This window comes from Caulobacter sp. 602-2 (genome assembly GCF_011043625.1).
In the GTDB taxonomy this organism is placed as follows: Bacteria; Pseudomonadota; Alphaproteobacteria; order Caulobacterales; family Caulobacteraceae; genus Caulobacter.
Genome location: NZ_JAAKGT010000005.1, coordinates 233,281 through 258,284, shown reverse-complemented (window position 1 = coordinate 258,284; position 25,004 = coordinate 233,281). Strand labels below are relative to the sequence as shown.

Genomic DNA, 25,004 nt, shown 5'->3' with positions numbered 1-25,004 from the left:
TCAGGCCCCGAACGCCGTGTGGTAGGTCACCGCGCCGCGCGGCGGGCGGCCCTTGAAGATCAGCCGTTGCAGGTAGGGCGAGGCTTCGCCGCCGTAGGTCAGGGCCTCGTCGGCCACGAAGCCGAACCGTTCGTAGTACTTGGGCGAACCCAGCAGCACGCAGCCGGCCGCGCCGCGGGCCTCCAGCTGCTTGAGGCCTTCGCGGATCAGGGCCTGGCCCAGGCCCGTGCCCTGCTGATCGGGGGTCACCGACACCGGACCCAGGCCGTACCAGTCGCCCGACGAGACCTCGATATCGACCGGCGAGAAGGCGATGTGGCCGACGATCTGGCCGTCGACCTCGGCCACCAGCGACAGCGACAGGGCGCCGGCCGCGCGCAGGGCCGCGACGATCAGGGCCTCGGTCTGGCTGCTGTAGGGACGTCCGAGGAAGGCGGCCGTGGTCACCGCGCCGATGGCGGCGACGTCTTCGGGGCGTTCGGGACGGATCGGCATGGTTCAGGCTTCCAGGGTGGCGAGGACGAAGTCGGCGCGGGCGGCGACCGACGTCTTTGGCAGGATCACGACCTCGTAGTCGAGGGCGGGGAGGGCGGCTTCCAGGCGGTGATACTCCTCCAGCGCCGCGTCGAGGCCATGGCGGCGCTCGGCGTCGGCGACGTGGATCTCGGGCCAGGGCGGGGCGAGAAAGACGCGGCGGTGATAGCGATGGGCGCGGTCCAGCGCCCGCAGCGTGGGCTCGCCGGTGGCGGCCTCCAGCGCGCTGGCGGCGTCGACCAGGCCGCGGTCGAAGAACACCCAGCCGTGCGGTCCGCGGGCGGCCTCGCGATCGGCCAGGGCCAGTTCGACGGCGCGTCGGGCGAAGGCGGCCGGATCGTTCCAGGGCAGGACGGGGTCGTCGGGCCCTTGCGCCTGCCGCACGATGCGGCGGCCGGGCTCCTCGACGACGGCGTAGCCGCGGGCGGCCAGCTGCGCCAACAGGCTGGACTTGCCGCCGCCCGAGCAGCCGGTGATCAGGACGAAGTTGTCGGCCATGAGTCGTCCTCCGGCCGGTATTCTAGCCTAGCGGGTCATCCAGGGCTTGGACTTGCCGGTCGGCGCGGTCGCGTCGGCCTTGTCGACCTTGCCGCTGGAGGCCTTGGGGCCATGGCCGTGGCGGCCCTGGGCGGCCTTCTTCAGGCGCAGGGCGCGCTGCATCGGGGTTTCGTTCGGCGGGGCGTCGTTGGTCTCGTTGCTCATCGGCGCGCTGTAGCACGCCGGACGCCCCACGTCCCATTTAGCGACCGCCCCCGGGGCGGTCGCTAAATCATCTGCCTGGAGCGTGGCGGACGCCGAAACCGCGCACACTTTCGGCTGCCACGCTCCTAGTGACCTCCTGACCTGTCCGGATGCGGGACCTTGGCCACGTCGGCGGCCGTCACCGGCTTGGCGTAGGCGTTGCCGAAGTGGGTGCGGACATAGGTGACGACCTGCGCGATCTGGTCGTCGTCCAGCGTGCCGGCGAAGGGCGGCATGCCGCCCTGGCCGCGCACGACCACCATGGAGACGTAGGGGGCGGCGGCCAGCTTGGGGTTACCGGCCAGGGCGGGAATTGTTCCCGCGCCGGTTCCGCCCTTGGCGTCGGCCATGTGGCAGGCCTGGCAGACGGCCTCGTAGACCTGCTGGCCGGTGATCGGCTTTGCGACGCGCACCACGCCGCCGCCGGTGTCGCCGCCGGGCGGGGCCTGGGCGACGGCGGGGATGGCGCAGACGAGGGCGGCGGCGAGCGCCGACGCCGCGACGAGAACGGGACGGGTCATGCTCAGGCCTCCAGGGCGCGCTTGTGCAGGCGGGTGATGGCGTCGAGGGACGAGAGCAGGGCGCCCTCCATCCAGCAGCCGACATACGAGGCGTGCTCGCCGGCCAGCACGATGCGGCGGTCCATGGCCACCAGGGTCTGGTAGTGTTCCTTGCGGGTTTCCTCGGTCCAGCGGGCGCAGCAGCCCAGGGCCCAGGGCACGCGGCTCCAGGCCACCGAGGCGCCGTTCGCGAACTCCTTGCGATAGCTCTGCGGGTGCAGCACCGAGCCCTGCTGCAGGGCGACCTCGATGCGCTGCTGCGGCGTCATGCCGGCCAGGCGATAGGCCCCCATCTCGCGGGCGAAGGCCCCCAGCAACACGGCCGGTCCGTTCCCGAACAGATTGTTGTTGGGATAGGAGATCAGGGCGATCTCCTGGTCGGTGAAGCTGTGGCCGCCGTAGATGGAGTCTTCCTCCTCCCAGAAGCGTCGCTTCATCTCCAGGCCGATCTTCACCTGGCCCGAATAGGGCACGGCCTTGATGGCGGCGGCCAGCTCGTCGCTGATCTCGCTTTCGATCTGGCCGAGGATGGAAAGCGGGATCGTACAGACGCACCAGTCGGCCTTGGCGGTCTCGACCTTGCCCGTGGCGGTGTCGCTGAAGGTGATCGCCACGCCCTTGTCGTCCTGGGCGATCTTCGTGACCTTGGCGTTGAAGGTGGTCAGGCCCTCGACCTGTTTGGCGAAGGCCTTGCCGATCATGTCCATGCCGCCCACCGGCTGGAACATGGTGGTCTGCATCTCGTGGCCCATGAAGAAGGCCATCGAGGTCCAGACCTGGGGATCGAGCACGTCGTGCAGGGCGTAGAGGTCGGACGGGATCGGCGCGCCGTCCACGCCGCCGCCGGGCGGACGGTCATAGCCGCGGTGGGCCGAGCTGCGCAGGCCCTTGGCGTAGCGATAGTCGCCGTCGAGCATGCCCCAGCCCTTCAGGGCCTCCAGAAGCTTCTCGCGATCCTCGGGCGTGACAGCGTCGTCCAGCGCCTTGGTGTTGATCGATTTCGCCAGCAGCTCGGCGACATTGCCCTCGAAGTCGGCCGCGGCCGCCTTGAAGCGCACCGGCTTGCCGCCGAACGCGGTCGAGGAATGGACCCAGGTGTTGTGGTTGAACTGGATGAACGGCTCCAGCGCCACGCCGAACTGCTTGCAGTAGTGGAGCAGGGTGCGGTGATGGTGCGGGATGCGCCAGGGGCCGGGGTTGAAGTAGTTGCCGGCCGCGAAGCCGACCTTCTGGGTCGCGCCGCCCAGTTCGGTATAGGTGTCGCCCCCGCGGAGGCTCCAGTTCCGGCCGCCCGCGCGGCCCTGGTACTCCAGGATCCGCACCTTGTAGCCGGCGCGGGTCAGTTCATAGGCCGCCAGCAGGCCGGCCAGGCCCGCCCCCAGCACCAGCACCGAGGCGCCGGGCCTTGCGCCCGCAAGGTCGGGCGGGCCGTGGAACTGGGTCTCGGCGGCGTGGCCGAGGGTGGTCATGGCCTGGTACAGCGCCGCCGTCCCGCCCACCTGGGCGATGGCGGTCAAGAGCTGTCTTCTGGTCGGTACGCGGACTCCGTCTGGCATATGCTCGGCCCTATCCCCTTCGCCGCCGCCCGCGACCGGACGGCTCGCGGGACCGAGCTAAGCAGGGCGCCTTGCGCCCCCGCCGCCCACTTTGTTCGCGTGGCGAGCGGATGGGTTCGCGGATCACCGTTCCGCAGCGTTCGGACGATGAGGCTGCGCAGGAAACGGGCAGGCTGGAAGCGGCGGCTCGCCTTGGTTAGGGTTGGCTCTCGTCATGCGGGAGCTGCCTTGAGATTTGCGGACTACATCGTGTTCGCCGACGAGAGCGGGTCGCCGGTCCTGGAAAACCCGGACCCGACCTTTCCGCTATTCGTCCTGAATGCTGTCCTGGTCGGCAAGGATGCCTATGCGGAAACGATTGTGCCTCGTTTGCAGCGCCTGAAGTTTGACTTCGTCGGACATGATCAGCTGATCTTGCACGAACGTGACATTCGCCGTCAGCAGAACGCCTTCGCCTTCCTCCAGACGAATGTGGAGACACGAGAGGCTTTTATCGAGCGTATCAATGAGATCGTGGCCGTTGGTGACTTTGAGATCATCGCGGCCGTGATCGACAAGGTTCGGCTGGTGCATCGTTATGCCGATCCGTGGAGCCCCTACGAACTCGCCTTGCACTTTTGTCTGGAGAAGTTGCTGGAGCGCCTTCTTGCACTGGGACAGGCGGGGCGGCTCGTACACGTGGTCTTTGAAGGCCGTGGGCGGAAGGAGGATGCGGCCTTGGAGCTGCACTTTCGGCGTATTGTCGCCAACGAAGTGCGCTGGGGCTATCGGCAACCCGATTTCAGGCAGGTTCTCTGGGAGCCGCTCTTCATCGACAAGAAGAGCAATTCATCGGGCCTGCAGTTGGCGGACCTGATGGCCAGACCGATAGGATTGAAGGTCTTGCGGCCGCTGCAAGAGAACAGGGCGTTCGAAATTCTTCGACCCAAAATGGCGTTCGGCGGCCTGAAGACATTTCCATGAAGCAGAAGGGCCCCCGAGATATCCCAGGAGCCCAACGCCGACCGAGAAACCCCAGTCCATTTGCAACATACAATAAGCGCTGAGGGCCTTCGCGGCAATGTCTGCCGATCTACGGAACCTCAGGCAGCGCCCACGGACCGAACGCCTCGCGGGTCTTCAGGCGGGCGTAGTAGGCCTCGACCGCCGGCAGGGCGTCGCGGTCGATGGGCGAGGCGGCCCAGCGGTGGACGGAGACGCCCAGCACCACGTCGGCCAGGGTGAAGGCCTCGCCGGCGGCGAAGGCGCCGGTGCGGTCCAGCTGGCGGTCGAGCAGGGCCATGGCGCCGTTCCAGGCGCGGACGCTGGCGGCGATCTGGCCTGCGTCGTCGAAGCCGGGCATCCGCCGCACGAGGCCCGCGAAGGCGTAGCGCCAGGCGGTGTTGAGCTCGGTGGCCTGCCAGTCCATCCACTGCTCGACGGCGGCCCGGCCGCGCGGCTGCGTGGGCAGCAGGGCCTCGCCGCCGACGTGACGCGAGGCGAGGTAGCGGCAGATGGTGTTCGATTCCCAAAGCGGGCCGTGCTCGTCGATCAGCACCGGCACCAGGGCGTTGGGATTGAGCGCCAGGAAGGCCGGGTCGCTCGTCGAGGCGTAGCCCATGCCCCAGTCCTCGCGCTCATAGGCGAGATCGAGTTCGCCGCAGGTCCACAGCACCTTGCGGACGTTCAGCGACGAGGTGCGGCCCAGTATCTTGAGCATGGAGGCCTCCATTGACGCTGCGATCTCTAGCATTGTCGGTTTCACGCGCCGGTGGAGAAATTCTTCAAGGCGAGGCGTCTCGCGACTCGTTATGTAGTCGATTTACATAACGAGAGGATTTCATGCTGTTTCGCTCCGTACTGCTCGCCGGTTCGCTGCTGGCCGGCGCCGCCCACGCCCAGGGCGACGTCTATGCGCTGGGCGAGGTGCAGGTGACCGCCCGCAACGCCGCTGGCGAGACGATCGGCGGCAGCACGGTCAAGGGCGAGACCTTGCGCAAGTTCGACAAGGCCAGCGTCGACCAGGCGCTGGACCTGATCCCCGGCGCGGCGGCGGGTAACAGCGGCGGCTCGCGCAACGAGCGGCTGGTGTTCATCCGCGGCTTCGACCGCTTCCAGACCACCCTGTCGATCGACGGGGTGCGGGTGTTCCTGCCGGCCGACAACCGCATCGACTTCGCCAGGTTCCTCACCGCCGACCTTTCCGAGGTCCAGGTTTCCAAGGGCTATGTCTCGGTGCTCGACGGCCCGGGCGGCCTGGGCGGCGCCATCAACCTGGTCACCCGCAAGCCGGCCAAGCCCTTCGAGGGCGAGATCCGCCTGGGCGCGGGCTTCGACGGCGACGGCTCGCTAAGCAGCAACACCGTCTCGGGCCGGATCGGCGGCAAGACCGACAGGTTCTACGTCCAGGCCAGCGGCGCGCGCAGCGAGCGCACCCACTGGAAGCTGCCCGATGACTACAGGGCCACGGCGCTGGAGAACGGCGGCAATCGCGACCACTCCGAAAACGAGGACTGGCGGGTCAACCTCAAGGCCGGCTTCACGCCCAACGCTGACGACGAATACTCGCTCACCTACACCCGGCAGGAGGGCGAGAAGAACGCGCCCTATCACGTCACCGACACGGCCAGCACCCGCTACTGGTCGTGGCCCTATTGGAACATCGACAGCCTGGCCCTGCTGACCCGCACGAAGATCGCCGACAACGCCGTGCTGAAGGCGCGCGTCTATCGCAACACCTTCGAGAACGCGCTCTTCTCGTGGGACAACGCCCGCCAGAACAGCCAGACCCTGGGGCGGGCCTTCCGCTCCTACTATGACGACGTGGCCTATGGCGGGAACCTGGAGCTGGACGTCGACGTCACTGCGTCCAACACCCTGAAGGCCGCCGCCTTCTATCGCCGCGACAAGCATGTCGAATGGCAGCAGAGCTTCGCCCCGGCCGGGACCGAGCCGCGCCAGACGGTCGTCGAGGACACCACCTCGATCGCCCTGGAGGACACCCAGCGGTTCGGCGACAAGGTCGACCTGGTGGTGGGCGTCTCGCGCGACCGCCGCGACCTGAACCAGGCCCAGGACTACAACTCGAACGCCTTCGTCTTCTATCCGCTGACCGACGACGTGGCCTGGAACGGCCAGGCGGCGCTGGTCTGGCGGCCGCTGCCCGACGTGCAACTGCACGGCAGCGTCTCGTCGCGCGCCCGCTTCCCGACCCTGTTCGAGCGCTACAGCGCCCGCATGGGCCAGGCTGTGCCCAATCCCGACGTCAAGGCCGAGCGGGCGATCAACTACGAGCTGGGCGGCTCGGTCGACTTCACGCCGCTGCTGAAGATCGAGGGGGCGGTGTTCTACAGCGACGTACGCGACGCCCTGATCCTGATCCCGGTGGCGCTGGGCGCGCCCTACGGCACCGTCAACCAGACCAAGAACGCCGGCGACGGCGAGTACTACGGCCTGGAAGGCGCGGCGACCTTCAAGGCCAGCGACCACCTGACGCTGGGCGGCAACTACACCTACCTGCACCGCAAGCTGACCGACCCGACCAACGCCGCCTTCCGCCCCACCGGCACGCCCGACCACAAGCTGTTCGTCTATGCCGACTGGACGCTGAACGACCGCATCTCGCTGACGTCCAGCCTGGAGACGGCGTCCAAGCGCTGGACGGTGACCTCGAGCTCACTGGTCAGCCCCGCCCGCTACTACCGCACCGGCGGCTACGTGCTGGCCAACCTGACGGCCCAGGTGACGGTGACGCCGAAGATCGACGTCATCGTCGGCGCCCGCAACCTGCTGGACCAGAAGTACCAATTGGTCGACGGCTTCCCCGAGGAAGGCCGCAACTTCCGCGCCGACCTGCGGGTCAAGTTCTGAGGAGCCCCCCCATGCGTCTCGCCCTGATCCTGGCCGCTAGCCTCGTCCTGGCCGCACCCGCCGCCTTCGCCCAGACCATGCCGGACGCCGCTTGCGCGCCTGGCGTCGAGGCCGGCCTGCCTCCCGAGCTGGCGGCGTGGTCGGCCAAGGTTCCGCTTGCGGCGGCGACCTCGGCCGACGGCCTCTCCAAGGCCGTGCTGGTTCCCGGCAAGGCCTATGCGGCGGCGCTGGCGGCCACGCCCGACGTGGCCTATGCGGTCCAGCCGGAAAAGCCCGGCGGCACGGTCAGCAAGGGCGGCCTGTTCTCGCTGAAGGTCGAGACGGCCGGCTCTTACGTGATCGCCCTGGGAACGGGCGCCTGGATCGACGTGCTGAAGGACGGCGCGGCCCAGCGCTCGACCGCCCACGGCCGGGGCCCGGCCTGCTCGACCGTGCGAAAGATGGTGACCTTCGATCTTCCGCCCGGCGACTATGTGATCCAGATCTCGGCCAACGCCCAGGCTGAGCTGCCGATCATGGTCGCCCGCAAGCCCTGACCCGGCGAAGGAGAGGGGACGTGCGGCTGGAGGCTTACGGCAAGGCGCTGGCGCTCGTCGCCGGCCTGCTGCTGACGGCCGCCTTCGCGCCGGCGGCGTTCGAGTGGAAACTGCCGCCGGGCGTCGCGCCGCCGCCGGTCCCGGTCGACAATCCGATGTCGGACGCCAAGGTCGCGCTGGGCCGCAAGCTGTTCTACGACGCCGACCTCTCGATCGACGGCACGATGTCCTGCGCCACCTGCCACGAGCAGCGGCGCGGTTTCACCGACAGCAACCGCACCCATCCGGGCGTGCATGGCGACCCGGGCAAGCGCAACGTCCAGACCCTGGCCAATGTGGGTTGGCATGGCGCCCTGACCTGGGGCGATCCCGGCGTGAAGACGCTGGAGGCCCAGGCCCTGATCCCGATCGCCGGGAGCAAGCCGGTCGAGATGGGCTTCGCCGGCCAGGAGGCGGTGCTGACCGCGCGCCTGGCGGGCCAGGCCTGCTATCGCAAGATGTTCGGCGAGGCCTTTCCCGAGGCGGGCGGCGAGGTCAGCATGTCCACCATCGCCAAGGCCCTGGCCGCCTTCCAGCGCACGCTGGTGTCGTTCGACAGTCCCTATGACCAGCGGCGCCGGGGACAGGCCGTCGTAGCGTCGGCCGAGGCCGAGCGCGGCGAGCGGCTGTTCAAGGCCAACTGCGCCGGCTGCCACGCCGGCCCGCTGTTCACCGACGCTGACAAGCCCCGCTTCCACCGCATCGATGCTCCCTTCGCCGGCGACCGGGGACTAGGCGACGTCACCGGCAAGGCGGCTGACGCTGGGCGCTTCCGTACGCCGAGCCTGCGCAATGTGGCGCTGAGCGCGCCTTACCTGCACGACGGCTCGGCCCCGACGCTGGAGACTGCGATCCGCCGGCATCGCGCAGCGATGCGGCTGGGGAATCGCGAGGTGGCGGAACTCGTCGCGTTCCTGGATACGCTGACCGACGAGACCTTCGTTACGGACCCACGGTTTTCCCTGCCTAAGCCGGGTTGCGGGCCCTAGGGTCTGGCCTCAATTGGCGTGCAAAGAAACGTGTCTTCCCGGCCGGAGGAGCGCGTCAGCGATCCGTAGAGCCGGGAGCTCCCAGGTCGGCAGGTTCTGAACTGTGGGAGATCCCGGCGCTCCGCTGCGCTGCGGCCGGGATGACAACTGCTATAAGCTATTGAAACAGATAACTCATTGCCCTCGGCCAATTGAGGACCGACCCTAGTCTTCCGGAAGGGTCCCCGCCGCAGCCGCCAGGGCGGCTGCGGTCGCGGCTTGGGCTTGGGCTGCGGCCTGGGTCTGGGTCATGGCGGCTTGCAGGGCTTGGGCGGCCTGTTGCATCGCCGCCTGCACTGCCGCGTTCGCCGACGCCATGGCGGCTTGGACGGCTTGGTTGGCCGCCTGCATCGCCGCCTCATTCGCCGCCATGGCGGCTTCGAGGGCCTGTTGTATCGCCGCCTCGGAGGGTTCGCTCGGCGGGGCAGGCGGGGCAGGCGGGGCGGCGGCGAAGATGGTCCGGGTCGCCTCGCCGGCGCTGGCGGTGTCGACCGACAGCAGCGTCGAGACGCCCTGCGTCGTCGAGGCCTGTGTCGTCACGTTGGCCTGCTGCTGGCTTTCCGTCGCGTTGTGGGCGGCGTTCGCCAGGGCCTGAGCGGTCGCCTGGAACAGATTGCCCATGGCCATGGCGGGCGCGTCGCCCAGAACTTTGGTGTTCACCTGGCTGACGGAGTCGGTGATCTGGTCATTGACGTTGGTCGGGAAGGCCATGGTCGTCTCCGTGCTGGATCAGGCGGCCTTCAAATGAAAACCGCGGCTCACCCACAATGGATGGCCGCGGCTTTCGGAATAGGAAATTTCGCACAAGGCGGGGGAGGGCGGGGCCCTCCGCCGATCAATCCTCGTCCATCTTGAGGGCGGCGATGAAGGCTTCCTGCGGGATCTCGACCTTGCCGAACTGCCGCATCCGCTTCTTGCCTTCCTTCTGCTTGTCCAGAAGTTTCCGCTTACGCGAGGCGTCGCCGCCGTAGCACTTGGCGGTCACGTCCTTGCGCAGGGCGCGGACGGTCTCGCGGGCGATGATCCGGCCGCCGATGGCCGCCTGGATCGGGATGACGAACATGTGCTGCGGGATGAGCTCCTTCATCTTCTCGCACATGCCGCGGCCGCGGCTTTCGGCGCGGCTGCGGTGGACCAGCATCGACAGGGCGTCGACCGGCTCGCTGTTGACCAGGATCGACATCTTCACCAGGTCGCCGGCGCGATAGTCTTCCAGGGCGTAGTCGAAGCTGGCGTAGCCCTTCGAGATCGACTTCAGGCGATCGTAGAAGTCGAACACCACCTCGTTCAGCGGCAGGTCGTAGACGACCATGGCGCGGTTGCCGACGTAGGACAGTTCGCGCTGCATGCCGCGACGGTCCTGGCAGAGCTTGATGACGCCGCCCAGGTACTCGTCCGGGGTGAAGATCGTGGCCTTGATCCAGGGCTCGGCGATCTCCTCGATCTGCATCACGTCCGGCAGGTCGGCCGGATTGTGCAGCTCGATCTCCTCGCCGTTGCGCATCTTGATCTTGTAGACCACCGACGGGGCGGTCGCGATCAGGTCGAGGTCGAACTCGCGCGACAGGCGCTCCTGGATGATCTCCAGGTGCAGCAGGCCAAGGAACCCGCAGCGGAAGCCGAAGCCGAGCGCGGCCGAGCTTTCCATCTCGAAGGTGAAGCTGGCGTCGTTCAGGCGCAGCTTGCCGACGGCGGCGCGCAGGTCCTCGAAGTCGGCGGCGTCGACCGGGAACAGGCCGCAGAACACCACCGGCACGACTTCCTTGAAGCCCTTCAGCGGTTCGGCCGTCTGCTTCTTCTCGTCGGTGATGGTGTCGCCGACGGCGGCGTCGGCCACTTCCTTGATCGAGGCGGTGAAGAAGCCGACCTCGCCCGGGCCCAGCGCCGCCACGTCGGTGGCCTTGGGCGTGAACACGCCGACCTTGTCGATGCGGTGGGTGGCGCCGGTCTGCATCATGCGGACCTGCTGGCCGGCCTTCAGCGTGCCGTCGAAGATGCGCACCAGCACGACTACGCCGAGATAGGCGTCGTACCAGGCGTCGACCAGCAAGGCCTTCAGCGGGGCGTTGATGTCGCCCTTGGGAGCGGGCAGGCGGGTGACGATGGCTTCCAGGACGTCGGGAATGCCGATGCCGGTCTTGGCCGAGCACTCGACGGCGTCGCTGGCGTCCAGGCCGATGACGTCCTCGATCTGGGCCTTCACGCGATCGACGTCGGCGGCCGGCAGGTCGACCTTGTTGAGGACCGGAACGATCTCGTGGTTGTTGTCGATGGCCTGGTAGACGTTGGCCAGGGTCTGGGCTTCCACGCCCTGCGAGGCGTCGACGACCAGGATCGAGCCTTCGCAGGCGGCCAGCGAGCGCGACACCTCGTAGGCGAAGTCGACGTGCCCGGGCGTGTCCATCAGGTTCAGGACATAGGTCTCGCCGTCGGCGGCCTTGTAGTTCAGGCGCACGGTCTGCGCCTTGATGGTGATGCCGCGCTCCTTCTCGATGTCCATGTTGTCGAGAACCTGGGCGCTCATCTCGCGCGCGGTCAGGCCGCCCGTCGTCTGGATCAGGCGGTCGGACAGGGTCGACTTGCCGTGGTCGATGTGGGCCACGATCGAGAAATTGCGGATCTTGTCGAGGGGCGTAGAGCTCATGCGCGTGCGTCTATCACATTTGCACCGGTTCGCGAGGGGGCGTGACGGGTTTGCGTCATCGACCCCGTTCACGACGGGCCTCAAATCGTCTAATCCGACGCGATGAACCAGCGTCGACGTCCCGTCCCCTTCGAACTCGGCCCCGTGCACTTCATCGGCATCGGCGGCATCGGCATGTCCGGCATCGCCGAGATCATGATCCGCATCGGCTACACCGTGCAGGGCAGCGATGCGAAGGCCAGCGCCAACACCGAGCGCCTCGAGAAGCTCGGCGCGCGCATCTTCGTCGGCCATGACGCGGCCAATGTCGAAGGCGCCTCGGCCATCGTCTATTCGACGGCGGTGAAGGCCGATAACCCGGAAATGGTCGCCGGCCGCGACAAGCGCCTGCCGCTGGTCCGCCGCGCCGAGATGCTGGCCGAGCTGATGAGGCTTCAGTTTTCGGTCGCCGTGGGCGGCACCCACGGCAAGACCACGACCACCTCGATGGTGGCGGCCCTGCTCGACGCCGGCGGCCTGGATCCGACGGTCGTCAACGGCGGCATCATCAACGCCTACGGCACCAACGCCAAGGTCGGCGAGGGCGACTGGATCGTCGTCGAGGCCGACGAGAGCGACGGCTCGTTCCTGAAGCTGAAGTCGACGGTGGCCATCGTCACCAACATCGACGCCGAGCACCTGGACCACTGGGGCGACTTCGACGCGGTGAAGAAGGGGTTCCAGGACTTCATCGAGAACATCCCGTTCTACGGTTTCGCCGCCGTCTGCACCGACCACCCCGAAGTGCAGGCCCTGACCTCGCGCATCGAGAACCGTCGCCTGGTGACCTACGGCACCAACCCGCAGGCCGAGGTGCGCGTGCAGAACGTCGAGATGGGCCCCGAGGGCGCCAGCTTCGACATCGCCATCTCGCCGCTGGAAGGCGAGACGATCCGCTATGAAGGCCTGAAGATGCCGATGGCCGGGCACCACAACGTGCTCAACGCCACCGCGGCCGTGGCCGTGGCCCGTGAACTGGGCGTCGACGCCGAGGCGATCCGCGCCGGCCTGGCGGCCTTCGGCGGGGTCAAGCGCCGGTTCACGACGACGGGCGTCGCCAATGGCATTCGCGTGGTCGACGACTACGGCCACCACCCGGTCGAGATCGCCGCCGTGCTCAAGGCCGCCCGCGCGGTCAGCCAGGGCAAGGTGATCGCCGTGGTGCAGCCGCACCGCTACACCCGCCTGCGCGACCTGATGACCGAGTTCTCCAGCTGCTTCAACGACGCCGACACCGTGGTCGTCGCCGACGTCTACACGGCCGGCGAGCAGCCGATCGAGGGCGTCGACCGCGACCACCTGGTCGAAGGGCTCAAGAAGTTCGGCCACCGCCGCGCCCTGCCGCTGGAAAGCCCGGCGGCCCTGCCGGCGCTGATCGCGGCCGAAGCGACCAGCGGCGACCTGGTGGTGCTGCTGGGCGCGGGCGACATCACGTCCTGGGCCTACGCCCTGCCGGGCCAGCTGGAAGCGCTGGCGAAGTAGTTTTCGTTCGATCCCTTCCTTCTCCCCTTGCGGGAGAAGGTGGCCGCGTAGCGGTCGGATGAGGGGTCGCGCGGCGAGGCCGAGAAACCCCTCATCCGTCGTCCTTCGGACGACACCTTCTCCCACAAGGGGAGAAGGGGAGACGAAGCAATGACCTGGAAGACCAATCTCCCCGCCGTGCGCGGCAAGCTGCTGATCGACGAGGCCCTGGCCCCGTTCACCTGGTTCCGCGTCGGCGGTCCGGCCGATGTGGTGTTCCTGCCGGCCGACGAGCAGGACCTGTCCGATTTCCTTAAGAGCCTGAACCCGGCCGTGCCGGTGATGGCCATCGGCGTCGGCTCCAACCTGCTGGTCCGCGACGGCGGCGTCGAGGGCGTGATCATCCGCCTGGGCAAGGGCTTCAACACCGTCGAGGCCCTTGGCGACAACCGCATCAAGGCCGGCAGCGCCGTGCCCGACGCCATCCTGGCCCGCAAGGCGGCCGAGGCCGGTATCGCGGGCCTGGAGTTCTACGCCGGCATCCCTGGCACGATCGGCGGCGCGGTGATCATGAACGCCGGCTGCTACGGCTCGGAAACCGTCAACGTGGTCAAGACCGTGCGCGTCATGGACCGCGCGGGCGTGGTGCGCGAACTGTCGGTCGACGAGCTGCACTACACCTACCGCCACAGCGCCCTGCAGGACGGCGAGACGGTGATCGTGCTCGACGCGACCTACGAGGGTACCGCCGACGAGCCGGCCGCGATCAAGGCGCGCATGGCCGAGATCACCAGCCGTCGCGAGACCACCCAGCCGATCCGCGAAAAGACCGGCGGCTCGACCTTCAAGAACCCGCCTGGCCACTCTTCGTGGAAGCTCGTCGACGAGGCCGGCTGGCGCGGCAAGCTGTTTGGCGGTGCGATGTTCTCGCCGCTGCACAGCAACTTCCTGATCAACACCGGCGAGGCCACCGCGGCCGACCTGGAAGGCCTGGGCGACACGGTCCGCGCCGACGTGCTGGCCAAGACCGGCGTGCAACTGGATTGGGAGATCAAGCGGATCGGCAGATCCTGATCCCTCTCCCCTTGCGGGAGAGGGTGGCCCGAAGGGCCGGGTGAGGGGTTTCTCAGAAATCGGACGCCGCGACAGCCGATCAGCCGTCGCGGCGTTTTTCGCTGGTGCGACCCCTCATCCGTCAGCTTCGCTGACACCTTCTCCCGCAAGGGGAGAAGGATGCTAGACGTCCTTCCTCGACAGGTACTCCTCCACGTCGATCTCCTTCTCCCAGCGCGCCACGGCCGTCGCGATCGACAGGTCGCAGGTGACGTTGGGCACGGTGCGGATCATGTCGAGGATGCGGTCGAAGGGCAGGATGAAGCCGACGATGATCGCCGTCTGGGTGGGGCCAACGCCGATGGTGGCCAGCACCGCGGCCAGCACGAACAGCGAGCCCGACGGCACCGGCGCCACGCCCATGGCCACGATGGTGGTCGTGATCGCCACCAGGGCGTAGTCGGCCAGGGTCAGCGGTACGCCGAAGGCCTGGGCGGCGAACATGGTCAGCATGGCCACGTACATCGCCGTGCCGTCCATGCCGATGGTGGCCCCCAGCGGCAGGACGGTCGACGAGATCGACGGCTTCACGCCGAGGTTCTCCTCGGCCACCCGGATAGCCACCGGCAGGGTGGCCGAGCTGGACGAGGTGGAGAAGCCGACCAGGATGGCGTCCATGCAGCCGCGATAGAATGGCAGCAGCGGCAGCCACGCCCCCAGCCGCACGACGGCGGCGTGGGTGACGAAGGTCTGGATCGCCGCCCCGATGATCACGCAGACCCCCAGCTTGGCCACGTGCAGGAAGGTCTCGGGGCCGTTCGTGCCCATGACCACGGCGATCAGGGCGAACACCCCGAACGGCGCGGCCTCCATCACGAAGCCGACGATGCGCAGCATCACCTCGCTGGCGCTGGCCAGCAGCCTGGCGACGGGTTCCCCGTCCTTGCCCGCCACGATCACCCCGGCCCCGACCAGCACGGCGAAGAAGATGATCGCCAGGGTCTCGCCTTCCGCCAGGGCCTTGATCGGGTTGAGCGGCACGATGCCGATGAACAGCTCGGCCGGCGACTTGGGCGGGGCCACGGCCTGGGGGGCGGCGTTGTGCAGGTCGGCGCCGACGCCGGGACCCAGAAGGGTGGCGATGGTCAGGCCGATGCTGACCGCGATCAGGGTCGTCAGCACGTACATGGCTATGGTCTTGACGCCGATGCCGCCCAGCCGCCGGGCGTCGCCCAGCTGGGCCACGCCCGAGGCGATGATCACGAAGACCAGCGGGGCCACCATCATGCGGATCAGCCGCACGAAGATGTCGCCCATCCACTTGAGGCTGGTCGCGCCGTCGCCCCAGAAATAGCCGACCACGGCCCCCAGCACGAGCGCGGCCAGGATCCGTTTCCACAGCGAGATCCCGAACCAGACCTGCAGCGGGTTCTTGCGGGGCGGGGGCGCGTCGGCGAGAGCGTCGGTCATGCCCGCCAGAGCACGGCGTTATGCGAGGTGGGTCAAGTCCTACCGGCGTTCCCCATACTCCCGTCATTCCCGCCCTTGTGGCGGGAACCCCTCTGTCAGCCGCAAGGGCGAGCGGGGCGGACTGCTCAGCAGTCCGCTTGCGCCTCACCTACGAGCGGAACCAGGGTTTCCCGCCACAAGGGCGGGAATGACGGGAGGGAGGGGGGAGCAGAGCTAAATCCAAAGCCCCTCGGCCTCTACGCCGTCGCCCCAGAACCCCGCCGCCGGCGGCGTGATCCGCCCGCCGACGACCCGCAGGCCGCCGGGGTGGTCTTCCTTCAGCCACCACGGCCCGTCGAGGTCGGCGAAGGCGCATTCGGCGGCCAGGTGCAGGGCGGGCGCGATGGCCAGGGACGAGGCGACCATGCAGCCGGTCATCAGGGTGAAGCCCAGGTCCTTGGCCGCGCGCAGCATCTCCAGCGCCTCGGTCAGGCCGCCCGACTTGTCGAGCTTGAGGTTCACCGCCTGGTAGCGGGCGCGCAGGGCCGGCAGGTCGGCGGCGGTGTGCACCGACTCGTCGGCGCAGATCGGGAAGGGCGGGGCGTAGCCTTCCAGAGCGGCGTCCTCGCCGGCCGGCAGGGGCTGTTCGACCAGGGCGATGTTGAGGCGCGACAGCTGGTCTTCCAAGCCGCGCAGGATGTCGAAGGTCCAGCCCTCGTTGGGGTCGACGATCAGCGCCGCGTCGGGGGCGGCCTGCGCCACGGCGGCCAGTCGCGCGGCGGGGTCTTCGGCCGACAGCTTGATCTTGATCAGCGGCGCGTCGGCGACCTTCAGTGCGGCGGCGGCCATGGCGTCCGGCGTATCGAGGCTGACGGTGACGGCGGTGACCAGGGCGGGCGGAACGGTAAGACCCGTGGCGGCGGCTACGGAGACGCCCGAGGCCTTGGCCCGCAGATCCCAGATCGCGCAGTCCAGGGCGTTGCGGGCCGCGCCGGCCGGCAGCAGGGCCAGGGCGGCGGCGAAATCGCCGCCCATGGCGAGCAGGCGGGCCGCCGGCGCCAGCTGGGCCTCGACGCCCTGCACGGTCTCGCCGTAGCGGGCGTAGGGCACGCTTTCGCCGCGGCCGATGTGGCCGCCTTCCGCGATCTCGACCACCACGACGTCTGCGGCGGTCTTGACCCCGCGCGAGATGCGGAACGGGGCGGCCAGCGGGTGGCTGACGGGGCGGACGGCGACGAGGCGGCTCATGCCCCTGGCTTGGCGCCGTTCGATGCGTTTGGCGAGAGGATCAGCGCTTGGACAGGCGCGGGATCGGCGAGTCGGCGCGGCGCTCGGCCATCACCCGCAGGGCCAGGCGCGGGCGGATCAGGAAGAGGCCGGCCCAGACCAGCAGCACGCCCGCGTAGCTGACCGACCCCCAGACGCCGGTCGGGCGGCCCGGGCGGGCCCGGCGGACGGAGGCGCTGCGAACGGGAGCGTCGAAGTACTGGGTCATGGCGATGTCGGTCATGGCTTCCTCCGTGGACGCTTGGACCCTGCGCCTCTGGTGCGTCAGAACTGGACGTATAGCCGAACGCCCCCGGGATCCTTATGTCAGGGGCGCAACACGCCTTTCGGAGTTCCCATGTCGAAGCCCGTCACCATCAACATCCCGCACGAACTCGGCGTCGCCGAGGCCAAGCGACGGATCGAGAACGGCTTCGAACAGCTGGGCGCGCAGATCCCTGGCGGCCTGGCCAACGTCACCAAGGCCTGGCGCGACGACGTGCTGGACTTCTCGGCCCTGGTCATGGGCCAGAACATCACCGGCAAACTGAACGTCGCGGCCAACGTGGTGATCGTCGAGGTCGTGCTGCCGGGCCTTCTGGGCATGATCGCCGGCAAGATCACGGGCCAGGTCAAGAAGCAGGGCACCCTGCTGCTCGAAAAGAAGTAGCGGTCGGCCTGCACGAAATATCCACGCCGGCTCCATCGGCGCTCCGGCGTGGATAGGGCATGCTCCTGGTCCTGGACGAAGGGAGCGTGGTGATGAGCCTGTCCGCGAAGGGTCTGAGACTGGCCGGCTGGGGCCTGGCGGCGCTGCTGCTGGCCGCGCCATGGCTGGCCATGCAGGTCACCGACGAGGTGGCCTGGAGCCCGTGGGACTTCGCCCTGTTCGCCGCCATGCTGGGCGGGGCGGGCCTGATGCTGGAACTGGCGGCGATGCGAACCCGCGACCTGGCCTACCGGGCCGGAGCCGCGCTCGCCGTCGGCGCGGCCTTCCTGATGATCTGGGCCAGCCTGGCGGTCGGGATCGTCGGCAGCGAGGACGATCCGATCAACCTGGCCTATCCCGGCGTCGTGGCCCTGGGGCTCGCCGGCGCCGTCGTCGCACGCTTCCGGGCGCAGGGCATGACGGCGGCGATGACGGTCGCGGCCCTGGCGCTGGCCGGCGTCGCGACGCTGGCCCTGCTGACCGGACGCGGCGGTTCGTTGCGCGCGGTCCTCGAGATCCTGGTCGCCAACGGGCTGTTCGCCGCGCTGCTGGCGGCCTCGGCCCTGCTGTTTCGCCTGGCGGTCCGGCGCGGAGGCTAGAGCCGCCGCGGATCGTGGTCGTGGCGGCCGAGGCTCTCGAACTTGCCTTCCTCGGCCTTGTTGACGAACTGCGAGGCCACCAGCCAGGCCTTCACCGGCCGCAGGGTCGCCAGGCAGCCGATGATCAGGGCCGGGAACACAGTCACGAAATGCACCCAGATCGGCGGGCGATAGACCACCTCGACCCACGCGAAGGCGAAGGTCACCAGGATGCCGACGCCGCTCATCACGAAGAAGGCCGGGCCGTCGGCGGGCTCGGCGAAGCCGTAGTCAAGACCGCACTGGTCGCAGGCCGGGGCCAGCGCCAGGAAGCCCTTGAACAGCTTGCCCTCGCCGCAGCGCGGGCAGCGCTGGCGAAAGCCGCTGACGATGGGCGAGGGCGGATCGAAAAACTCGTGTCCGGGCGTCATGACCCCTACCTACAATCCGAAAATTGATCCATACATTCTGCGATAAATGTATGGATCAATGATGGTCGACGCAAGAGACGCCGTTCTGCCGGCGGGCGCCGGATGGCTGCGGCGGGTCGCCGCGGGCGAGGGGCCGATCTATCGGCGGGTGTTCGAGGCCCTGCGCGCGGCGGTGGCCGACGGCGAGCTTTCGGCCGGCGAGCAGTTGCCGCCGCAGCGGACGGTGGCCGGCCTGCTGGGCGTCGACTTCACCACCGTCACCCGCGCCTACGCCCTGGCCCGCGAGCAGGGACTGGTCGAGGGCGCGGCCGGGCGCGGCACCTTCGTGCGAAGGCGCGCGGGCGAGGAGGAGGCCGGGTTCGTCGACCTGTCGATGAACCTGCCGCCGCAGCCGCAGGGTCTGTCGCTGGCGGCGCTGCTGCGCGAGACGACGGCCCAGGTGCTGGCCCGCACCGATCCGGCGACCCTGATGGCCTATCACGCGGGTCCGGGGTCCCTGGCCCAGCGGGCGGCGGGGGCGGCGTGGCTGGCCCCTGGCCTCGGCGCGGTCGATCCCGAGCGCATCGTGGTCTGCGCCGGGGCGCAGGCGGCCCTGTCGGCGATCCTGGCGGTGGAGACCGCGCCGGGCGATGCGGTGATCGTCGAAGCCCTGACCTATCCCGGCCTGCTGGCGGCCCTGGCTGCGCGCGGCGTGCGCGCCGTCGCCTGCCCGATGGACGCCGAAGGGATCATGCCCGAAGCCCTGGCCGAGCGACTGGCGGCCACGGGAGCGCGGCTGATGGTGGTCACGCCCACCTGGCAGAACCCGACCACGGCGACGATGGGGCCGCTCCGGCGGGCGGCCGTCGTGGAGGCGTGCGCGGCGGCCGGCGCCCGCCTCGTCGAGGACGATGCCTATGGCCGTCTGCCCGAACAGGCTCCCGAGGCGCTGGCCGCGCTGGCTCCGGAGCGAACATGGCACGTGGCGACCCTGGCCAAGGCCCTGACGCCGGGCCTGCGCATCGCCTATGTCGCCGCGCCCGATCCGGCCTGCGCCGAGCGGCTGGCGGCGGCCGGCCATGCCCTGTGCCAGATGCCTCCGCCGTTGATGGCGGCCGTGGCTGCCGCGTGGATCCGCGAGGGGACCGCCGAGGCGATCCTGGCCGGGGTGCGCGCCGAGGCCGCCGCCCGCCGGGCCCTGGCGGCCGAGATCCTGCCCTTGGCCGTCGGACCCGTGGGCTGTCTGCATGTCTGGCTGGATCGGGCGGTCGGAGGCTCGGCCGAGGGTCTGTCGCTGGCCTCGGCCGAGCTGTTCGCCGCGCCTGGCGTCCAGGCCGGAGGGGCGCGGCTGTCGCTCGGCGCGCCGGGCAAGCAGGCGGTGCTCGCCTCGGCCTTGCGGCGCGTGGCCGCGTCCTTCACCTGAGGCGCACGAAAAAGGGGCGGACCCGAAAGTCCGCCCCGTGATCGTCAGTCCCGCGTGACCAGCACCGGTTCTTCCTGATGCGCGCCGTGGGCGGGGTGGTGGTGGGAGTGGTGGAAGAACCGCCCCAGCAGCTTGTTCGACCAGTTCTTCAGCTGGTCCATGAACACGAACACCACCGGGATGTAGAGCAGCGACAGGAAGGTCGAGGTGATCAGGCCGCCGATGACGGTGATCGCCATCGGGGCCCGGAACTCGACGTCGGCGCCGAAGCCGACGGCCACGGGCACCATGCCCGCGCCCATGGCCACGGTGGTCATCAGGATCGGCCGGGCCCGCTTGTGGGCCGCGTCGATCAGCGCCTCGCGCCGGGTCATGCCGTCCTTCATCGCCATGATCGCGTACTCGACCAGCAGGATCGAGTTCTTGGCGGCGATGCCCATCAGCATCAGGATGCCGATCAGGCTCGACATCGAGAAGCTGCTGTTGACCAGCTTCAGCAGGGCGAAGGCGCCGCCGATGGCCAGGGGCAGGGCGGCCATGATGGTCACCGGGTGGGCGAAGCTGCGGAACAGCAGCACCAGCACGACGTACATCAGCAGCAGGCCGGTCACGAGGGCCATGATGAAGCCCTGCATCATCTCGGCGATGAACTCGGCGTCGCCGGCGGCCACCTCCTTGACGCCGCTCGGCAGCTTCTTGACCGAGTCCAGGGCGTGCACCCGCTTGGAGGCCTCGCCGACGACGATGCCGTCGAGCTCAGCGGTGATCTCGGCCACGCGAGACCGGTCCTGGCGGCTGATCTGCGAGGGACCCGCGCCGAAGCGGATGTCGGCCACCGCGTTCAGCGGCACCGAGGCGCCGGTGGCCGACGGCACCTTGAGGGTCTCCAGCACCGACAGGTCGCCCAGGGCGTTCTGCGTCAGGCGCAGACGGATCGGCACCTGGCGGTCGCCCAGATTGTACTTGGGCAGCGACTGGTCGATGTCGCCGATGGTGGCGACCCGCACGGCCTGCGAGATCGCGCCGGCCGAGACGCCCATGCGGGCGGCCTGGTCGGGACGCGGGGTGACGATGATCTCGGGACGAGCGATCGAGGCGGTGTTGACCACGTTGGCCAGGCCCGGGACGCCGCGCATCTCGGCCTCGACCTTGCGGGCCGCGGCTTCCAGTTCGGGGCCGTCGTCGCCGACCAGGCGCAGGGTGTAGCTGCCGCCGTCGCCGGGGCCGCCGCCGCTGTTGTTGCCCGCGCCGATGCGCGCGCCGGGGATCGCCTTGAACTGGTCGACCATCAGGCGGCTGAACTGCTGCTGGTTCATCCGCTCGCCCTTCGGCACGAGGTCGGCGGTGATCCGCGCCTTGTTGACCCCGTCGTTGCCGACCGAGGCGTAGACGCCCTTGACCTCCGGACGGGCCTCCAGCCTGCGGGTGACCTCCTGGGCGACGGCGTCGGTCTCGTCCAGCGTGGCGCCGGGCGGCAGCTCGATCGAGAACGGGGCGCGGCCGCGGTCGGCCGCCGGCTGGAACTCGAAGGGCAGAAGCGGGATCAGGGCCAGCGACGCGACGAAGGTCACGAAGCCGATGACCAGCACCTTCCACTTGTTGTTCAGCGACCATTGCAGGGCGCGCAGGTAGCCCGGCATCCAGAACGGGTCGGTGTCGGGCTTGTGGTGCGGCTTGAGCATGTAGGCGCCCATCAGCGGCGTCAGCATGCGGGCGACCAGCAGCGAGAACAGCACCGAGACGCAGGCGGCCAGGGCGAAGGCCTTGAAGAACTGGCCGATGATCCCGGGCATGAAGCCGGTGGGCGCGAACACCGCCACGATGGTGAAGGTGGTGGCCACCACGGCCAGGCCGATCTCGTCGGCCGCCTCCATCGCCGCGTTGTACGGCGACTTGCCGCCGCGCATGTGGCGGACGATGTTCTCGATCTCGACGATGGCGTCGTCGACCAGGATGCCCACGGTCAGCGACAGCGCCAGCAGGGTGACGCCGTTCAGCGACTGGCCCAGCGGGGCCATGATCGCGAAGGTCGGCAGCAGCGACAGCGGGATGGCCACGGCCGCCAGGAAGGTGGCGCGCCAGTCGCGCAGGAACAGCAGAACCACCAGCACCGCCAGCAGGGCGCCTAGGCCCAGCGCCTCCAGCGAGGCCCAGTAGCTTTCCTCGATGTACTTCACGTTCGAGGTGATCTCGGAGATCGTCAGTTCGGGATGCTCTTCGTCGAGCTTCTTGACCGCCTCGCGTACCTTCTCGGCGACCTTGACCTCGCTGGCGCCGCGCGAACGGACCATGTTGAAGGTCACGACCTCGCGGTTGTCGAAGCGGGCGCGGTTGCGCGGCTCGGCCCAGCGGTCGGTGACCGTGCCCAGGTCGCCCAGGCGCACGGTGCCGCCGCCCGACAGCGGGATCCGCGTCTCGCGCAGCTGCTCCACCGAGCCGGCCGCCCCCAGGGTGCGGATGGCGCGCTCGGAGCCCGAGACGGTCACCCGGCCGCCGGGCAGGTCGGCGTTGGTGCTGGCCAGGGCCTGGCTGACGGCGGCGGCGGTGACGCCGCGGGCCGACAGGCGGTCCGGATCCAGGGCCACCTCGATCTCGCGGCTGACGCCGCCCAGGCGGTTGACCTCGCCGATGCCGCGGATGGCCAGCAGGGTGCGGGCCACGTCGTTGTCGACGAACCAGCTGCGCTGCTCCGGCGTCAGGGTGGGGGCCTGCACCACGTAGGTGATCAGCGGGTCGCCCGAGATGTCGATGCGGGTGACGTTGGGGATCTGCATGTCCTGCGGCAGGGCGGACTGCAGGTTGGACATGGCGTTGCGCACGTCGTTGGTGACGCGCTCGTGGTCGACGCCCAGCTCGAACTCGATGAAGGTCGACGAGAAGCCGTCGCCGACGGTCGAGGTGATGTGGCGCACCTGGCCCAGGCCCGCGATCGAATCCTCGATCAGGCGGGTGACCTGGGTCTCCAGTTCGCTCGGCGCGGCGCCGGGACGCGAGGCCGAGACCACCACCAGCGGCAGGTCGACGTCGGGGTTGTTGTTGACCCGCATGCTCATGAAGCCGGCGACCCCGGCGATCGTCAGCATGACGAAGAGCATCAGGACGGGGATCGGGTTCTTGATCGCCCAGCGCGAGATGTTGTTGGTGTCCATCGTCGGGCCCTAGCGCTTGGCGGCGGACAGGGTCGGGGCGGGCTGGTGCACGGCCACCCGGACGGCGTCGCCGTCGCCCAGGAAGCCGGCGCCCTGAACCACGACCTCTTCACCGGCCGCGACGCCGGTGACGGCGGTGACGTCGCCGGTGCGGGCCACGATCGCCACCTTGCGGAACTGGGCCTTGCGGTTGCGGTCGACCATGAACACGCCGGGCTGGTTCTGGCGGTAAAGGATCGCCGCGCTGGGCACCACGGGCGAGGCCTGGTCGCCGGCCTGGATCTGGGCGCGGGCGAACATCCCCGGACGGAAGGCGCCCATCGCCGTCAGGGCGATGCGGGCCACGCCCAGGCGGGTCTGCGGGTCGACTTCGGAGGTGACGATGCGCACGGCGCCGTCGGCCTTGCCCACCTGTTCGGAGGTGATGACCGCGGCCATGCCGGCCTTGACGAGGCCCAGGTCGGTCTCGGGAAGCTCGGCGTCCAGCTCCATGCGGCCGTCGCGGACGATGCGGAAGAGCTCGCTGCCGGCGCTGACGATCTGGCCCTTGGTGACGCTGCGGCGGACGATCAGGCCCGAGACCGGGGCGCGGATCGAGGCCTGGGCCACGCGCGCGGCGGTCTCGCCCCGGGCGGCCTCGGCGGCGGCGACCTGGGCGGCGGCGGTGGCCTGGCGGGCGGTGGCCGTGTCGAGCGAGGCCTGCGAGAGGAAGCCCTTGGCCAGCAGTTCGCGCGAACGCTTCAGCGAGGCCTCTGCCTCGGCGAGGGTGGCGCGGGCGCTGGTCACCGACGCGTCCTGCTGGCGCAGCTGGGCGCGCAGGAGGGTGTCGTTCAGCGCGACCAGCACCTGGCCCTGGCGGACGAACTGGCCTTCCTCGGCGTTGACGGCCGTGGCGGTCAGGCCGCCGGTCTCGGCGCCGACCGGCACCTCTTCCCAGGCCGAGATGGTGCCCGAGGCGTTGATGACGCGCGGCAGCGGCAGGACCGCGACCGGCGAGACGCTGACGGTCTGGGCGGCGATGGGCTTCTTGGCCTTGGCCTCGGCCTTCTTGTCCTTGCCGCAGGCGGCGAGGCCGGCGGCCGAAACCGTCAGAACCAGGGCCAGCGCCGTCGTGCGCCCGAAGGACCCCTTGAACCCGTAACCCACGACATCGCCCCTTTTTGCGTCAGATTCCCAGCTGGGACTTCTAGACGAGAAACGGGGTTCGACGAGTTAAATCGGGGTAAGGCGCGGACGCCCGGGGTCAGGCTTCCTTGCGCGCGGTCTGGGCGTCGTTGGCCGAGGCCGCGCGGATCAGTTCCAGCACGTCGACGATGATGGCCTGCATGGCGCTTTGCGCCGCCACGGCGTCACGAGCGATGATCGCGTTGGCCACGTCCTCGTGCGAGGGGATCGAGGCGGTGCGGCCCTTGATGCGGTTGGTGAAGCGGATCGAGATCCGCAGCGCTGTGTTCACCAGCTCGTGCAGCTCGCTGTAGAATGGATTCTTGGTCGCGTTGAGGATCGCGATGTGGAAGGCGATGTCCGAGGCGAGGGGATCGTCCTCGCCGTCGGCGGCGGCCTTCATCCGCGCCAGGCCCTTGCGGATGGCGTTGAGGCCTTCCTCGTCGGCGTTGCGGGCGGCCAGCGCGGCGGCGGCGGGCTCGATGCCCAGCCGCATCTCGGTGAACTCCGACAGCAGCTTCAGCGAGAACTTGCGCTCCAGCAGCCAGCGCAGGACGTCGGGATCGAGCAGGTTCCAGTTGGCTTCCGGCTCGACCACCGTGCCGTGGCGGGGACGGGCGCTGAGCAGGCCCTTGGCGGTGAGCATCTTCACCGCCTCGCGCGTCACCGTGCGGCTGGCCCCGAACTTCTTGGACAGTTCGCCCTCGGTGGGAAAGCCCACCTCGGCGTACTCGCCGGTGACGATGGCCTGACCAAGCGATTCCACGAGGCCGTAGGTGAGGCTCAGTCCAGGCTGGGTGCGCATCGCCAAAGTCT

General features: G+C 69.3%; 24 protein-coding genes. 9 read left to right on the top strand and 15 right to left on the bottom strand.

What is annotated here, in order from left to right; translation table 11 throughout:
• The 5 genes from G5B46_RS13275 to G5B46_RS13255 all read right to left on the bottom strand — a co-directional run bounded on the left by G5B46_RS13275 (position 1) and on the right by G5B46_RS13255 (position 3,391).
• Positions 1-495 carry an N-acetyltransferase gene (locus tag G5B46_RS13275; protein ID WP_165259271.1) on the bottom strand — a complete coding sequence of 165 codons (495 nt, stop codon included), beginning with the start codon at positions 493-495 and terminating at the stop codon, positions 1-3.
• Between the two features lie 3 nt (positions 496-498).
• A complete protein-coding gene (locus tag G5B46_RS13270) occupies positions 499-1,032 on the bottom strand; it encodes an AAA family ATPase (protein ID WP_165259269.1) in 534 nt (177 codons plus the stop codon).
• A gap of 27 nt (positions 1,033-1,059) precedes the next feature.
• Positions 1,060-1,236: a hypothetical protein gene (locus tag G5B46_RS13265; protein WP_109101518.1), complete on the bottom strand. Its 177-nt coding sequence runs from the start codon at positions 1,234-1,236 to the stop codon at positions 1,060-1,062.
• A gap of 125 nt (positions 1,237-1,361) precedes the next feature.
• Positions 1,362-1,796 (bottom strand): cytochrome c, encoded by a 435-nt coding sequence (locus tag G5B46_RS13260; RefSeq protein WP_165259267.1) that lies wholly within the window; start codon positions 1,794-1,796, stop codon positions 1,362-1,364.
• A gap of 2 nt (positions 1,797-1,798) precedes the next feature.
• Complete coding sequence (locus G5B46_RS13255) at positions 1,799-3,391, bottom strand: flavin monoamine oxidase family protein (protein ID WP_165259266.1); 1,593 nt, start codon at positions 3,389-3,391, stop codon at positions 1,799-1,801.
• 249 nt (positions 3,392-3,640) lie between these two features.
• Here G5B46_RS13255 and G5B46_RS13250 point away from each other — a divergent pair, with 249 nt between their 5' ends.
• Positions 3,641-4,354 carry a DUF3800 domain-containing protein gene (locus G5B46_RS13250; RefSeq protein WP_205691656.1) on the top strand — a complete coding sequence of 238 codons (714 nt, stop codon included), beginning with the start codon at positions 3,641-3,643 and terminating at the stop codon, positions 4,352-4,354.
• Positions 4,355-4,463: 109 nt separating this feature from the next.
• Here G5B46_RS13250 and G5B46_RS13245 read toward each other — a convergent pair whose 3' ends face one another.
• Positions 4,464-5,090 carry a glutathione S-transferase gene (locus G5B46_RS13245; RefSeq protein WP_165259263.1) on the bottom strand — a complete coding sequence of 209 codons (627 nt, stop codon included), beginning with the start codon at positions 5,088-5,090 and terminating at the stop codon, positions 4,464-4,466.
• Between the two features lie 122 nt (positions 5,091-5,212).
• Here G5B46_RS13245 and G5B46_RS13240 point away from each other — a divergent pair, with 122 nt between their 5' ends.
• The 3 genes from G5B46_RS13240 to G5B46_RS13230 are packed head-to-tail and all read left to right on the top strand — an operon-like array spanning position 5,213 to position 8,804.
• Entirely contained in the window at positions 5,213-7,240 is a 2,028-nt protein-coding gene (locus G5B46_RS13240) for a TonB-dependent receptor (RefSeq protein WP_165259262.1), read from the top strand.
• 11 nt (positions 7,241-7,251) lie between these two features.
• Complete coding sequence (locus tag G5B46_RS13235; protein WP_165259261.1) at positions 7,252-7,776, top strand: homogentisate 1,2-dioxygenase; 525 nt, start codon at positions 7,252-7,254, stop codon at positions 7,774-7,776.
• A gap of 20 nt (positions 7,777-7,796) precedes the next feature.
• On the top strand, positions 7,797-8,804 hold the full coding sequence (locus tag G5B46_RS13230; RefSeq protein ID WP_205691655.1) for a cytochrome c peroxidase: 1,008 nt from the start codon (positions 7,797-7,799) through the stop codon (positions 8,802-8,804).
• Positions 8,805-9,008: 204 nt separating this feature from the next.
• On the opposite strand, the gene G5B46_RS24195 is transcribed toward G5B46_RS13230, so the two are convergent.
• Positions 9,009-9,554: a RebB family R body protein gene (locus G5B46_RS24195; protein ID WP_205691654.1), complete on the bottom strand. Its 546-nt coding sequence runs from the start codon at positions 9,552-9,554 to the stop codon at positions 9,009-9,011.
• Between the two features lie 124 nt (positions 9,555-9,678).
• The gene (gene lepA / locus G5B46_RS13220) at positions 9,679-11,487 is read right to left on the bottom strand and encodes a translation elongation factor 4 (RefSeq protein ID WP_165259260.1); all 1,809 of its coding nucleotides are present in this window, start codon (positions 11,485-11,487) and stop codon (positions 9,679-9,681) included.
• Positions 11,488-11,589: 102 nt separating this feature from the next.
• Between lepA and murC the strand changes: the two genes are divergently transcribed.
• Entirely contained in the window at positions 11,590-13,008 is a 1,419-nt protein-coding gene (gene murC, locus G5B46_RS13215; RefSeq protein ID WP_165259259.1) for a UDP-N-acetylmuramate--L-alanine ligase, read from the top strand.
• A gap of 150 nt (positions 13,009-13,158) precedes the next feature.
• Positions 13,159-14,061, top strand: a complete 903-nt coding sequence (murB, locus tag G5B46_RS13210) for a UDP-N-acetylmuramate dehydrogenase (protein ID WP_165259258.1) — start codon at positions 13,159-13,161, stop codon at positions 14,059-14,061.
• 162 nt (positions 14,062-14,223) lie between these two features.
• Here murB and G5B46_RS13205 read toward each other — a convergent pair whose 3' ends face one another.
• The 3 genes from G5B46_RS13205 to didA form a co-directional block, all read right to left on the bottom strand.
• On the bottom strand, positions 14,224-15,510 hold the full coding sequence (locus G5B46_RS13205) for a dicarboxylate/amino acid:cation symporter (protein WP_165259257.1): 1,287 nt from the start codon (positions 15,508-15,510) through the stop codon (positions 14,224-14,226).
• Positions 15,511-15,723: 213 nt separating this feature from the next.
• On the bottom strand, positions 15,724-16,737 hold the full coding sequence (gene dgcA, locus G5B46_RS13200; protein ID WP_165259256.1) for an N-acetyl-D-Glu racemase DgcA: 1,014 nt from the start codon (positions 16,735-16,737) through the stop codon (positions 15,724-15,726).
• Between the two features lie 40 nt (positions 16,738-16,777).
• Entirely contained in the window at positions 16,778-16,999 is a 222-nt protein-coding gene (gene didA / locus G5B46_RS13195) for a DNA damage-induced SOS-independent cell division inhibitor A (protein WP_165259255.1), read from the bottom strand.
• A gap of 114 nt (positions 17,000-17,113) precedes the next feature.
• Here didA and G5B46_RS13190 point away from each other — a divergent pair, with 114 nt between their 5' ends.
• Together G5B46_RS13190 and G5B46_RS13185 are read left to right on the top strand one after the other, a co-directional pair.
• Positions 17,114-17,425 (top strand): polyhydroxyalkanoic acid system family protein, encoded by a 312-nt coding sequence (locus G5B46_RS13190; protein WP_058346591.1) that lies wholly within the window; start codon positions 17,114-17,116, stop codon positions 17,423-17,425.
• Positions 17,426-17,517: 92 nt separating this feature from the next.
• Positions 17,518-18,063 (top strand): hypothetical protein, encoded by a 546-nt coding sequence (locus G5B46_RS13185; protein WP_165259254.1) that lies wholly within the window; start codon positions 17,518-17,520, stop codon positions 18,061-18,063.
• Here the strand turns inward: G5B46_RS13185 and G5B46_RS13180 are convergent.
• Entirely contained in the window at positions 18,060-18,473 is a 414-nt protein-coding gene (locus G5B46_RS13180) for a DUF983 domain-containing protein (protein ID WP_165259252.1), read from the bottom strand. The genes G5B46_RS13185 and G5B46_RS13180 overlap by 4 nt on opposite strands.
• Positions 18,474-18,534: 61 nt before the next feature.
• Between G5B46_RS13180 and G5B46_RS13175 the strand changes: the two genes are divergently transcribed.
• Positions 18,535-19,875, top strand: coding sequence for a PLP-dependent aminotransferase family protein (locus tag G5B46_RS13175; protein ID WP_165259250.1), 1,341 nt, complete (start codon positions 18,535-18,537; stop codon positions 19,873-19,875).
• 44 nt (positions 19,876-19,919) lie between these two features.
• Here the strand turns inward: G5B46_RS13175 and G5B46_RS13170 are convergent, their stop codons facing one another.
• From G5B46_RS13170 to G5B46_RS13160, 3 genes are all read right to left on the bottom strand, one after another.
• The gene (locus G5B46_RS13170; protein ID WP_165259248.1) at positions 19,920-23,024 is read right to left on the bottom strand and encodes an efflux RND transporter permease subunit; all 3,105 of its coding nucleotides are present in this window, start codon (positions 23,022-23,024) and stop codon (positions 19,920-19,922) included.
• Between the two features lie 9 nt (positions 23,025-23,033).
• Positions 23,034-24,170 carry an efflux RND transporter periplasmic adaptor subunit gene (locus G5B46_RS13165; protein ID WP_346764919.1) on the bottom strand — a complete coding sequence of 379 codons (1,137 nt, stop codon included), beginning with the start codon at positions 24,168-24,170 and terminating at the stop codon, positions 23,034-23,036.
• Positions 24,171-24,267: 97 nt separating this feature from the next.
• Positions 24,268-24,993 carry a FadR/GntR family transcriptional regulator gene (locus G5B46_RS13160; protein WP_165259247.1) on the bottom strand — a complete coding sequence of 242 codons (726 nt, stop codon included), beginning with the start codon at positions 24,991-24,993 and terminating at the stop codon, positions 24,268-24,270.
• Positions 24,994-25,004: the final 11 nt, after the last annotated feature.